This is a genomic window from Porphyromonas sp. COT-290 OH860 (assembly GCF_000768935.1).
In the GTDB taxonomy this organism is placed as follows: Bacteria; Bacteroidota; Bacteroidia; order Bacteroidales; family Porphyromonadaceae; genus Porphyromonas.
Genome location: NZ_JRAR01000027.1, coordinates 1 through 13,829 on the forward strand (window position 1 = coordinate 1; position 13,829 = coordinate 13,829).

Consider the following 13,829-nt stretch of genomic DNA (forward strand, 5'->3'; position numbering starts at 1 on the left):
TACCTCGCCAATCAACGCAAGCATTGATTTGGCGGAGAAAGGAGTGCTTCATACGGTCGCGACGAACCTGAGTATATACTTGTAGGAAGCTCGGAGCTGGTTCGGTTGGTTTAGTTGCCATGTCAATACAGTTAATTACATATTAAAGATAGTAATAATCAGAGATATATACAACGTTTCTAACCGAAAACAGGCAAAATGCCGTGCAACGGTCTCCAAGATATTATTCTATATCAATCGCAGTAAAGTAAGACAAGACGGCCATACGGCCATCCTTTGCCGTATCACCGTTGACGGAGCATCGACAGTCATGAACACCGGAGAGGAGTGCACTCCCGAAGAGTGGAATGTAAAGCAAAGCGAAACATCCGACCGGAAACTGAATCTCCGGCTGCAGATGTTCAAGGAAAAGATAGAGCAGGCTTACGTCGAGACCCTTCGACGTGACGGGGTTGTCAGTGCCGAGTTGCTGAAGAATCATTTGCAGAGAACAAACTCTGTTCCGACGATGCTTTTGGAAGCAAGCCGGACAGAATTACAATCGATTGAAGCATGTATCGGTAAATCCAAAAGCCCAAATACATATCGGAATAATTTTTACTGCGACAGGGAATTGAGCCGCTTTGTCAGGAGTAAGAGGGAGACAGACATTCCGATACCGACTCTGAACATCGCTTTTTTCGACGAATATCGTTTTCACCTGAAAAAAGAGGGTTATGCCCCTGCTACCATCAACATGCATCTTTGCTGGTTGAGCCGCCTAATGTACAAGGCTGTCAGCAGGCGGGTGATTCGCTTCAACCCGTTTGAAGGAGCAAAGTATGAAACGGAGGAACGCAGTCCCCGTTTTTTGCAGAAGAGCGACATCGCCAGACTGCTGGCATTCCCCGTGCAGCATGAGGAGGTGGAACTCTGCCGGAGGATGTTCCTTTTCTCGGTCTTTACAGGTCTGGCTTTTGCCGACATGCAAAGTTTGCGTGCCTCGCACATCGAGATGAACGGAGAAGGGAGACGTTATATCCGGAAAACGAGACTGAAGACGGAGGTGGAAAGTCTTATTCCCCTGCATCCGATAGCGGAACAGATTCTTGCGCTTTATATAAAAAATAGAGACAATGAAAGTGATTATATGATATTCCCTGATCATGTAAGTGTCGGGAAGTTGAAGAACCGGTTGAAAGCCCTTGGTTTGGCATGCGGTATCCGGCAACCGCTGACCTGGCATGTTGCCCGACACAGCTTCGGGACAATGACTTTGGAGGCAGGTATTCCGATGGAAAGCATTGCCAGAATGATGGGGCATTCATCTATTTCTAGCACACAAATTTATGCCCAAATCACAGATCAGAAGATTTCAAGGGATATGGATCGGTTGATGACAAATATTTCGTCATTATATTATGTAAAACAATCGTAATTCAATATCTTTGCATGGGATTTATACCTTTTTATCCAATAAAAAGCAATTAAAATGCTTACATTTATAGATCTGTTTGCAGGCGCAGGAGGATTGTCCGAAGGTTTTATTCGGGCAGGTTATACCCCTTTAGCACATATCGAAATGGACAAGTATGCCTGCGACACACTGAAAACCCGTGCTGCTTTTCATTGGCTAAAAGCCAACAATCAATTACAAAAATACAAAGATTATCTTTATAATAAACAGGAAAAAACCGATGGCAGCAAACTTTGGGCGCAAGTTCCGCAGGAAATAACTGACAGCGTTATTCACGAGACTATCGGCGAAGGTACCATAGAAAATATTTTTGCAAAGGTAGATAAACTCAAAGGCGATAAGCAGGTTGATATTATCATTGGTGGGCCGCCTTGTCAGGCTTATTCTGTGGCAGGCAGGGCAAGAATGGGCAAAGCTGCGGAAGAAGACCCTCGCAATGAACTCTATAAGTATTATGTAAAGTTTCTTGAATATTATCAACCTGAGATGTTTGTATTTGAAAATGTTTTAGGTATCCGAACTGCCAAGAAAGGGCAACCTTTTGAAGATTTGAAACGACTTGTAGATAAAGCCGGGTATATGATGGAAGACCATATACAAATAGCTTCACAATATGGTGTTTTACAACATAGGCAAAGGGTAATTATTGTGGGCTGGAGAAAGGGCACGAAATTTCATTACCCTGAACTGAAAATAGAACAAAATAATTACGAAGTACTAAAAGATTTATTTTCCGATTTACCGGAACGCAAGCATGGAGAGGGTCAGTTATGCAAACCAACTCTGTACATAAAGCCTCTTTCAAAAATGGAATATCTGAAAAAATCAAGTATCCGCAGTAGTGATTTTGATTTTACAACACAGCATATTGCCAGACCAAACAATGCAAACGATCGCGAAATATACAAAATGGCAGTTGACATGTGGCTGAACGAAAAGAAACGTATTGATTATTCGAAAATTCCTGCTCACCTTCAACACCACAAGAATAAGGAAACATTTCTCAATCGTTTTCAGGTTGTTGACCCTTATGGGTGTTGCCATACAGTTGTTGCCCATATTGCTATGGATGGACATTATTACATTTATCCGACACTTTCCCCAACAATAGAAAATGTTCGTTCAATAACCGTTCGCGAAGCCGCCAGACTACAATCTTTTCCAGATGATTATTTTTTTGAAGGTAGCAGAAGTGCAGCATTTAAGCAAATAGGTAACGCTGTTCCTGTGGTTTTGGCTCATAAAATTGCAGAAGAAATAAAAAAACAGCTACTTCTATGAATACAATTCAATTTCAATATTTTCCAAAAAACAATCAAATACCAGAATATTTACAAAATATTGTGAGTGTATTTAATACAAACAGTTCTTCTATTTGCTCGATTCACAACGAGTTAGATAGTAATACTGTTCTTGGAATAGTATCGAACGGATTGATTAGTTTAGGCTTTGAAATCGAAAGAAGCAAAAAGCGAGAAGACAAAATCCAAGTTCCAGTTTTATTTGGGAAAAATGGGAAAATGGAACAATCTTTTGATGCAGACGGATATCATAAAGAAAAAAAGATCGTCATTGAGGTTGAAGCAGGGCGTGCTGTAACCAACTACCAATTTCTCAAAGATCTATTCCAAGCTTGTGTGATGAGTGATGTCGATTATTTGGTTATAGCCGTAAGGAATATTTATCGAAAAAATCAAGATTTCGAGAAAGTAATATCTTTTTTCAATACTCTTTATGCCTCGGGAAGACTTATTTTGCCATTAAAAGGCATATTAATAATTGGATACTGAAATATCATGAATTACAATATAATACGAAAAACACAAGCTATTCCTGAAGCCGCCTCAATGATAGAAACATTTCGGGCAATCGGTTACAATCTTGAAACTGCTATAGCGGATATTATCGATAATTCCATTTCTGCCAATGCTCGCAATATCTATATAAATCGTATATGGAGAGGCGGTCAGTCTATTATTACAATAAAAGACGATGGAGATGGTATGAATAGTAATGAGATAATCCAAGCGATGCGACCAGGTGCGCAAAACCCATTATCTGACCGCTCTGAAAATGATTTGGGTCGTTTTGGATTAGGATTGAAGACTGCTTCATTTTCTCAATGCCGCAAACTTTCTGTACTAAGCAAACGAAAAGATTATGCTTCCGCCTTTTGGTCGTGGGATTTGGATTATGTTGCTCAAAGTGATAAATGGGAACTGTTGCAATGGATGCCAGAAGAGCTTAAAGGAGAACTAAATAGCTTATTGTCTGGAACACTTGTTGTATGGTCAGATTTAGATAGGGTTTTGCCAACAAATACTATTGAAACCGACGAAAATGCGAAACGCCGATTTTCTGATGCTTTGGATAAAGTAAAAAAGCATATTGCGATGACCTTCCATCGCTTTATCGAGGATAAAACAATCAAAATATATTGGGGCGAACATGAAATCGAAGCTTGGAATCCGTTTTGCCCAAACGAAAATAAAACACAAGAACAACCTAGCGAGAATATTAACGGTGGGGCCAAAATGAAAGGATATGTTTTGCCACACAAAAATAATTTCTCGTCAGAGCAAGAATACAAAAGAGCTGAGGGAATAAACGGATATCCAGCACAACAAGGTTTTTATGTTTATCGCGGCAAACGCTTACTTTTGGCAGGCGATTGGCTAGGGCTATTCCGCAAAGAAGAACATTACAAGTTAGTCCGCATACAAATTGATTTGCCAAATAAACTTGATACTGAATGGCAAATTGACATAAAAAAATCAAAAGCATATCCGCCTGCAGTTTGTCGTGAACAGTTGCTCTCTTATGCAAAAAACATACGTGCCATTGGTTCAGAGGTTTATCGGCACAGAGGTAAAATCTTGAAGCAGCGAGCTGGACAAAATTTTCAACCGCTTTGGCTGGAGAAGAAAAAAGATAATAAATGGTCATTTGTGGTTAATCGTGAACATTTAATGATTCAGGATTTGAAAGATTTGGCAAAGGAAAAACCAGAACAAGCGATTGAAAAACTGTTGAAGTTTCTAGAGGAAGCAATCCCTACAAAAACTATATATATTAACGAAGCACAAGGTGAAGAAAAACAGAAAACACCATTTTCCGATGTTAATACAAATCTGATAAAAGAGGTACTTGCTTTAATGTACAATAATCAAATTGGCCAGGGTAAAACGCCTGCACAAGCAAAAGCTCTGTTGAAAATACAAGAGCCGTTTAACAATTACGAAGATTTAATCGAGCAACTATAAATGAATGATAATTACCAAGTAGCGATAGAGATATGCCAGAGTATAATTGGCAGAAAAGCAAGTGTTACTGACAGCGAGATAAACGAAGCGGCCATTAAGGCAAAAATGATTTATCCAGACGTTAATGCTGTAAAGTTGAAAAACGATTTACTTTCAATGTATAGCGTTAAGATTGATGCATTCCAAATTTTGGAAGGCAGAGAACGCCGTGAGCCTTGGTTGAAAGATTTTCGGGCAAACAAGATGTCAAAGTGGGAATTTTGGATGCGCTATGCAGAATATTTGGAAAAGCATAAAAAGTTTGCGCCAAGTGTAATTTTGCAATTGGATGAGCTGACCGACAGAGTCTTGGACAAACTTTTTAACCCTCAACGCAATGAAATTCAAATCTCGAAAAAAGGACTTGTTGTAGGACAGGTTCAATCAGGTAAAACGGCTAATTATACAGGGCTTATTTGCAAAGCTGCTGACGCAGGGTTCAATCTTATCATCGTTTTGGCAGGTATTCACAATAATCTGCGAAGCCAAACACAGAACCGCATAGACGAAGGTTTTTTAGGCTTTGATACGCAATACGAAAGAGCCTACACAATGAATAATACAACAAAAATCGGAGTTGGACTTATTCCTGGTTTTGATAATGCTATAGCCAATTCATATACGACAAGTCTGGAAAAAGGTGATTTCACAAGCAGAGCAACCAATACGGCAGGCTTCAATTTCAATGCACCACAGCCTATTCTATTAGTTGTAAAGAAAAATGCTTCTGTTTTAAACCGTTTGTACAAGTGGTTGCAAACCCAGACCATAAATGAAAAAATCACAAACAAATCTCTGCTTATTATTGACGATGAAGCAGACAATGCCTCTATCAATACCAATCGTAAAGAATTAGACCCTACAACGATAAATAGAAATATTTGCAGCATAATTTCTCTATTCAATCGTTCTGCTTATGTTGGCTATACAGCAACGCCATTTGCCAACATTTTTATTCCACAGAACGAGGACGATTTGTTTCCACGTGACTTTATCATTAATATTCCTGCCCCAACAAGTTATATTGGTCCCGAAAAGGTTTTCGGGACTTCTATAATTCCAGATGACACAAACAGCGATTTGCTTCCAATAGTCTATCCCATAAAAGATTATGATTCCTTTGTGCCACAAGGACACAAAAAAGATGATGACAAACCAAAATTCGAAGATATTCCTGAATCTCTGAGAATAGCAGTAAAATGTTTTATCGTTACTTGCGCTATCCGAATAGCCAGGGGGCAGGGTACAAAACACAATTCAATGCTTATTCATATTTCTCGTTTTCAAATGTGGCAAAACCACATAAAAGAGTTAGTCGAAAATCTTTTCAATTATTACAAATACGAGATTGAAGCGAGCGACACTGCTATTTATGAAGAATTTCGTAAGATTTTGGAAGATGACACAGCAAATTACAAATCATACAAAACTATAACCAACGAAATAAAAGAGTCAAAATTTAGCGATATTGACAAAAATTTATCTGTACACTCGTGGGAAGAAATCAAACCAATGCTTTTTAAGGCAGTACAGAAAATTGAAGTAAAATCAATTAACGGAACTTCGGGCGATTGTTTGACTTACTACGAAAACGAAAAGAACGGAATTTCAGTAATCGCTATCGGTGGGGATAAACTTTCACGAGGTTTAACCTTGGAAGGACTCTCGGTAAGTTACTTCTTGCGTGCCTCAAAAATGTACGATACACTTATGCAAATGGGGCGTTGGTTTGGATATCGCCCCGGATATGTTGATTTGTGTCGCTTATTCACAAGCGAAGAGCTGAATGAATGGTTCAGACACATAACTATTGCAAGTGAGGAGTTGCGAGGCGAATTTAACTATTTGGCTGAATCGGGAGGAACACCGGAAAATTACGCTTTAAAAGTCCGCACCCACCCTGGCAGTCTGCAAATTACCTCTGTTTCAAAAATGCGCTATGCAAGACAGATTTCCGTTTCATGGGCGGGCAGATTGATAGAAAGCTATCAACTACCAATGGATAAAGGCATTAAGAAAAGAAATTTGATTGCAACTGACAATTTTATTTCAGCACAAGGAATGCCGGAAAAGAAAGGCAACAATTATTTGTGGCGTAATGTTTCGCCCGATGATGTTTGTGATTATCTCTCAAAATTCAAAGTTGCCGACAGTCTTAAGAAAGTTGATCTGGATATGATTAGCAATTACATTCAGGAACTTGTGAAAAATGGCGAATTAACTTCTTGGAGTGTAGTTGTAATGAATAAAAATCAACCTGCAGTACAGTACACATTTTCAAACAGCATACAAGCAGGCTGTTTTGACCGTAACCGCGCCGAAGATACAAATTGGAACACTTACTACATTCGTAAAAATCACATTGTTGGAAATCAATCCGATGAATTTATTGATTTGGACGAAGATTTGATAAACGCAGCATTGGAACGGACACGGCAGCGAAAGGCAGAGCTAAACAGAGTTTGGGACAAAGATTATCCTGCACCCGAAATTGTTCGACAGGAATTCCGCCCACGTACAAATCCGCTTTTGCTGATTTATCCGCTTAATCCTGAATGTGCAAATGTTAAGGATAAACATGGAAATATACAAAATGGCACGATTTCGTACAGCAAAACAGACGATCCATTTATTGGTTTTGTAATATCGTTTCCAAGCAGCAGTACCAACATTGCAATTTCATACGCAGTAAATCAGGTTGCAGAATTTGCAGAAACAGAGACTTTATTTGACAACGAAAACGATAATGTTTATGACGAATAGTAATCACATATCCAAATTGTGGAAGACGTTGGAGGAAGAGAAGAATACCGGACTGGTTAAACGCCTATATTCAAGCGATATACCTTTTTATGTTTATGCTACATTTCAGTACCCTGAAATGTATTATGGCATAGCATTTACTTTCAGTAACAATATACACATGGATATTTCTTCATTCGTCAATTTGAGAGAATTGAAAGTTATGTTATTAGCCGATACCACTTTCCCAAATTCTCGTCTATTGATAATCCAATTGTTACACCCTAACAACCGAGATGTTTTCGCTATTTTGTGTAAAAACCTGATACAGTTGGTTATTACTCTGAATACCGAAGAGAAAATAAGTCGGACTATTGTCAATCAGCTGGAAAAATGGAAAATGCTTTTTGATAAAAATAGTTCGACAGGTTTAACACCTGATGAGCAACAAGGACTTTTCGGTGAATTACATTTTTGCCAAAAATTTTTAGCACAATTCAATAACAGACCCAATAGTGTCCTTAACACTTGGGTTGGTGTTGATAAGGCATTACGCGATTTTCAGTACAATAGTTGGGCAGTGGAAGTCAAAACTACCTCAACCAATAATCCGCAGGCAGTAACCATCAACGGAGAAAGGCAGTTAGACGAGACCTTGCTCGACAATCTATTTTTATTTCATCTTTCAGTCGAGATTTCAAACGGTAACGGACAAACGCTTTGCCAAAAAATTTCCGAAATTCGTAAGTTTCTCGAAAATGACACCCCTGCTTTGTTGCTTTTTAATGCCAAACTGTTTGAAGCCGGATATCTGGATAGACATGAACCGTTTTATCAGGACAAGTTTTACCAAATCCGCAGCGAGAATTTTTACAAAGTTGAAAATAATTTTCCTCGCATTAGAGAGAATGAACTTCGCAGTGGTGTAAGCGATGTAAGATACGCTATCATTCTTGCAATGTGCGACGAGTATTTAGTTTCTGAAAATCAACTATTCAACATACTTAGACAATCATGAATGAAATAAATAAATTCTATCAGTCATTATTGTCGGATATTGTTTCGTTGCAGGCAGGTAGCGAAGAAGGCGATACACAAGAACAGACATTTACACGCCTTGCCGTTGAAATGCTTGCAGAGGCAGGCGAAACCGAAAATGCCGCCATTGCCTATGATGAAAAAGCATTAGGCACACGCAATCAGCATAAAATAAATGCCTACGCAATATCGGACAATTACGAAACAGTCGATTTATTTATCTCTATTTTTGACAATTCCGAGGCAATAAAAAGCATTTCAAAAGCCGATATAGAGACAGCTACAAAGCGAATCACAAACTTTTTCCGTAAAGCCATCTACAACGACTATGCAAATGAAGTTGCTGAATCGTCGCCAATTTTTGAATTTGCCAATACATTAGCTAATTTTCAAGAGCTAAAAGACAATCTTGTTCGGGTAAATGTTATAATCCTTACTAACGGTGAATACAAAGGCGATTTTCCGCAGAGTGCAACTATTTGCGGATACAATATGTTTTACAGGGTAACTGATACAAATTATCTGTATAAAATTTCAGAACAGTCTCGTGTGCCAATCGAACTTGATTTTGAGGATTTTGAAGGTGAAAAATTTGAAATTCCCTGTTTATCTGCTCCAACTGATAACCCCGATTATAAATCGTACATTGCAATCATCCCTGGTACTTGTTTGGCAAAACTTTATGAAAAATATGGGGCACGGTTGTTAGAACAAAATGTACGCTCATTTCTGCAATTCACAGGTAAAATAAACAAGGGCATACGTGATACTATTAAAACAGAACCACATATGTTCCTCGCATTCAACAATGGTATTGCCGCTACTGCCGACCATCTGGAGCTTGACAAAACCAATCGTTATATACGAAAAATCAGTAATCTACAAATTGTAAACGGAGGACAGACAACCGCATCAATATACAACACCGCAAAGAAAGATAAAGCGGATATTTCAAACATTTTTGTACAGGTAAAATTTTCAATAATTGAAAAACCTGACCAATACAGTGAAATTGTTTCTCGCATTTCTCGTTATGCCAACACCCAAAACAAAGTTAATGATGCTGACTTTTCGGCAAATAATCCCGCTTTGGTTGCTTTTGAAAAACTATCTCGTCACATATTGTCGCCAACAACAAGTGATAGCAATATGCAGACATGCTGGTTTTTCGAACGTGCACGTGGACAGTACAAAACTTTGCGAAGCAGAGAAGGGTTTACCAAATCACGCCAAAAAGCATTCGACCTGAAATACCCAAAAAATCAAATGTTCTCCAAGGTAGAACTTGCAAAATATATAAATGCATACCAAGAAATATACGATGGCAGGAAATTAGTAATTAGTCCAAATATTGTAGTGCGAGGAAACGAAAAAAACTATGCAAGGTTTATCAATAACAATATTCCAGATAATATTAAGAAAATCAACAATGTGTATTTTGAAGATGCAATTGCAAAATGCATTTTGTTTAAAACTGCAGAAAAACGTTATGGAACAAAGCTAAACGATTACAACATTGGTGAATTGCGACAAGTAGTCGTACCTTATACGCTGTCGTTATTAAATATTTTAACAAACGATAAATTAGACTTGTTTAAAATATGGAAAAATCAGAAAATATCGCAAGCATTGTCCGATTGTATTTATGATTTGATGAAACAAGTAAATCAGTTCATTTTGGATAATTCTCCCGTAACACACTACATTGAATGGGCTAAAAAAGAGGAGTGTTGGGAACAAGTCAAAAATTATTCTTGGACTTTCAATGCCAATGATATAAAAACCGAACTGATAGACGAAACCAATCCACCAAAACGAAATACAGTAGCTGATAATGAAAATAAAGAGAAGACAGCTCAACACGAAGAGGGTATTATTCGCTCAATTCCATTTACTTTGTGGAAAAAGATTGAAAAGTGGGGACGTGATTCTGGCTTTTTGTCGATTAATCAACAGACGGCAGCAAGCGATGCGGCATACAAAGTCAAGAATAACAGAAATTTTAATGATTCTGACCGCAGTAGAGCAATGGCAGTTTTTGAGAAAGTTTGCCAGCACAATATAGAGTTATTAGAAGAAGCTGACGAATTAGCAGTACAAGAAGAATCAATCACAGAGACTATCCATAGTAAAAACGATAATACAGCTTCAACCGAAATTACTTTAGAATTAATTCGAAAAATGGTTGATTGGGACAGACGTAAGCGTATTTTGGAAGATTGGAAGTGGAAAGTAATGGATGATGTTTTACAAGGAAGAAAACAATTGGACGACCGTAAAAAATATACATTCTACCTGAATTTGGAAAAATTGAAAAAACACGGATTTACAGAATATTGAAATATAATGAGAAGTTTTGGAATAGTAGAGGACAAAATAAAAGAAACAGACTTTTTCTTATCTAAATTAGAGGAATCAACACGCAATCAAGATATTTTTTTTGAGCAAGATTTTATTTAAGTGCTTTTACAAGTGCCTCTCGAAGTATAACTTTTTCATTGCAAGCTGCAATGAAGGGCATTCCTGATTTCAAAAATTGGTATGAACAACACCAAAACATATTAAAACAAAATGATTTAGCCAAGTATTTTATAGAAGTCCGAAATCTATCTCAAAAAGTTGGATATTATCCACTAAGTAGTGGAAGAATATTTCGTGATGAAGAGAATCAAATACAAGTACAATATTTTTTTGACTATTTTTTAGACGAAAAAATTGATGGTCTAATTCCCAAAGATGATGTTATTACTGCTTGTAAAAAATATTTTGTTTTATTACTAGAGCTTATTAGTGATTGCTTTAAAACCTTTGGCCACATCATTGATCCTGTAGAATATTTTGTATATAGCATCACAGCAGGCGGGAAATCATTGGATGATATTGAAGAAGAATTAGGTTTCCCTAGAAAATGGACTGATATCGGAGGAATACCCTATGAAGAAAGAGTAAAAATGCTACGTCATCATTTTGAAAAAGATGTAACTATAGATTATGTTTTTGAAAAGTACTTGGGAACTAATAGATTTGGCGATAAGATTATTTGAATTAGTCTTTTAAATCCTTATATTCAACAAGTTTTTCAGCAATAATTAGATTTCGTTTGCGCGTTCTTGATAAAACTTCATAGAAATTTTCTTCGTCATGTTTACGAGTATTTCCGCCTCAACTCTATCAATTAATGGCGTAAGGTTCTGTTTGTGAGTATGTCTTATTTCACACTCCCAAACCGTTAATACATTCCAACCCAAAGCCGTAAGTTTTTCGGCATTAACCTTGTTCCTTTCAGCATTTGAGGTGATTTTATCAATCCAGAATTTTGTATTTGTTTTCGGAATGTAGGCATATTTACAATCCTCGTGTCCATGCCAAAAACAGCCATGTATAAAGATTACCGTTTTATATTTTGGTAAAACAATATCAGGCTTCCCTGGTAGTTTTTTATCGTTTACACGATACCGAAATCCTCTTGCAAAAAGAGCCTTGCGCAATGCCAATTCCGGTTTTGTATTCTTTGACCGAATTCTTGACATGCATTCTGACCTCTTTTCCTTATTCCAAATATCCATTAGGGAGTATCTTTCCTGCAAAGATATGTTTATAATTTATTTTTCCGGAAAGAAACCTATAAAATTATCCTACACATCAATAGTTTCCTAAACGTTTGTTTTGAGGCTTAAGAGAAAGGAGATTCACTTCCCAGCGACTCCCCTTTCATTTTATCAGAGTTGCCTTAGGTAAATAAGCTTACCTTTGGCCTACAAAATCCAAACTCTGATGACTACAAATATAAGCCTATTCGCCCAAGTTATTCGCCTATTGCCCCGCCCACTGATCAAGAAACTCACAGCAGAGTTTCAGACGGACAAGCATTGTAAGCGTTTCACCAGCTGGCAACACTTGGTCAGCATGATCTTCAGTCAATTTGCTGGCTGTGTTTCTTTGCGCGAAATCAGCAATGGACTGCACTCAGCCACTGGCAACCTCAACCATCTAGGGCTACATACGGCACCTTCCAAGTCTAACCTAACCTACCGAAATGAGCACCGTAACGCTGATTTCTTCCGAGCCTGCTACTACGCCCTCTTGAATCATTTCGGACAGCAGGGCATACAACAAGGGCGTAAGTTCCGCTTTAAGTAGCCGGTCAAGCTGTTAGACGCGACCACCATCACCCTCTGTCTATCCTTGTATGATTGGGCCAAATACACGCACAAGAAAGGAGCTGTCAAACTACACACCCTGCTAGATTTCAAAACCTTACTTCCCGAGTATATTCATATCAGTGATGGTAAGGGGAGTGACGAAAGGATGGCGAAAAACATCCCTATTCCAGCTGGTAGTATCGTTGTTGCAGACCGAGGCTATGCCGACACAGCCCTCTTGAATGATTGGGACAGCACCCAGGTCAGTTTTGTGGTGCGCCATCAAAAGAACCTGCAATATGAGGTTGTAGAGGAGTTTGACTTGCCGCCTCAAAAGCATCAAGAGATCTTAGTGGATCAAAAGATTCGTCTCACAGGTGTTGAGACTAAAGACAAGTATCCTAGACCTTTGAGACATATCGCCGTCTTCAATCAAGATAGTGGAGAGGTTGTGGAGGTCTTAACAAATATCAGTACGTTCGCCGCTAGTAGCATCGCACTACTCTATCGTTCCCGATGGCTCATTGAGACATTCTTTCGACACCTGAAGCAACGTATGAGCATCAAATCCTTTCCGGGAACGACGCGTAATGCCGTGGAGGTACAGATCTGGACTGCCTTAATCACCATTCTTCTGATGGTGTATCTCAAGTGGATTGCTAAGTACCGTTGGTGTCTGTCTAATCTGGTGACTTCACTACGGATTAACACCTTTACCAAGATTAGCCTGATGCAATGGAGCAATGAGCCTTTTACTCCGCCACCAGAGGACGAAAATCAGCTCTTTTTATAGAGAGGGGATTCCCCACAATCCCGAATGTTATAGTATTGGACCTATTCCGCTCACGTCCTAAGAACTCCCACATCCCAAAAACAAACATTTAGGACACTATTGCCTACACATGGTATTTATAATGTATTTTAAGGTTTATAGTTTTCTTTCAAAAGCTTCTCCAAGTTGGAAAGTTTGTAGAGGATCTTTCCTGCAATTTGGGTGTAGGGAATAATGCCCTTGTCCCGATAATCCTGCAAGGTACGAGGGCTAATGAAAGAGACCGTTGCACGGTATTTTGCCTCTTTTCGGCTAGAAACGTTGTGTATATCCCTGATTATTACTATCTTTAATATGTAATTAACTGTATCGACATG

Annotated in this window: 10 protein-coding genes and 1 pseudogene; 9 read left to right on the plus strand and 2 right to left on the minus strand. The window is 38.4% G+C overall.

The window, feature by feature from the left end:
- Window positions 1–166 precede the first annotated feature (166 nt).
- From HQ41_RS03035 to HQ41_RS03070, 8 genes are all read left to right on the plus strand, one after another.
- Window positions 167–1,417 (plus strand): site-specific integrase, encoded by a 1,251-nt coding sequence (locus HQ41_RS03035; RefSeq protein WP_044187752.1) that lies wholly within the window; start codon window positions 167–169, stop codon window positions 1,415–1,417.
- 54 nt (window positions 1,418–1,471) lie between these two features.
- Window positions 1,472–2,737, plus strand: a complete 1,266-nt coding sequence (locus tag HQ41_RS03040) for a DNA cytosine methyltransferase (RefSeq protein ID WP_044187756.1) — start codon at window positions 1,472–1,474, stop codon at window positions 2,735–2,737.
- Window positions 2,734–3,246: a hypothetical protein gene (locus tag HQ41_RS03045; protein ID WP_044187759.1), complete on the plus strand. Its 513-nt coding sequence runs from the start codon at window positions 2,734–2,736 to the stop codon at window positions 3,244–3,246. Before HQ41_RS03040 ends, HQ41_RS03045 begins: the two co-directional genes overlap by 4 nt.
- 6 nt (window positions 3,247–3,252) lie before the next feature.
- Window positions 3,253–4,719, plus strand: a complete 1,467-nt coding sequence (locus tag HQ41_RS03050; RefSeq protein ID WP_044187762.1) for an ATP-binding protein — start codon at window positions 3,253–3,255, stop codon at window positions 4,717–4,719.
- Entirely contained in the window at window positions 4,720–7,521 is a 2,802-nt protein-coding gene (locus tag HQ41_RS03055) for a Z1 domain-containing protein (RefSeq protein ID WP_044187764.1), read from the plus strand.
- Complete coding sequence (locus HQ41_RS03060) at window positions 7,511–8,518, plus strand: PD-(D/E)XK motif protein (protein ID WP_044187766.1); 1,008 nt, start codon at window positions 7,511–7,513, stop codon at window positions 8,516–8,518. Before HQ41_RS03055 ends, HQ41_RS03060 begins: the two co-directional genes overlap by 11 nt.
- Window positions 8,515–10,878, plus strand: coding sequence for an AIPR family protein (locus HQ41_RS03065; protein ID WP_200880501.1), 2,364 nt, complete (start codon window positions 8,515–8,517; stop codon window positions 10,876–10,878). The genes HQ41_RS03060 and HQ41_RS03065 overlap by 4 nt, the downstream gene beginning before the upstream one ends.
- A gap of 170 nt (window positions 10,879–11,048) precedes the next feature.
- Complete coding sequence (locus HQ41_RS03070; RefSeq protein WP_044187770.1) at window positions 11,049–11,582, plus strand: hypothetical protein; 534 nt, start codon at window positions 11,049–11,051, stop codon at window positions 11,580–11,582.
- A 45-nt stretch (window positions 11,583–11,627) separates the two neighbouring features.
- On the opposite strand, the gene HQ41_RS03075 is transcribed toward HQ41_RS03070, so the two are convergent.
- The gene (locus HQ41_RS03075; protein WP_044187773.1) at window positions 11,628–12,104 is read right to left on the minus strand and encodes a very short patch repair endonuclease; all 477 of its coding nucleotides are present in this window, start codon (window positions 12,102–12,104) and stop codon (window positions 11,628–11,630) included.
- A gap of 208 nt (window positions 12,105–12,312) precedes the next feature.
- Between HQ41_RS03075 and HQ41_RS03080 the strand changes: the two are divergent.
- A pseudogene (locus HQ41_RS03080) lies at window positions 12,313–13,473 on the plus strand (IS4 family transposase).
- Between the two features lie 128 nt (window positions 13,474–13,601).
- Here the strand turns inward: HQ41_RS03080 and HQ41_RS09850 are convergent.
- Window positions 13,602–13,829: helix-turn-helix domain-containing protein (locus HQ41_RS09850; RefSeq protein WP_044187775.1), on the minus strand; the 228-nt coding region annotated here is incomplete at its 5' end.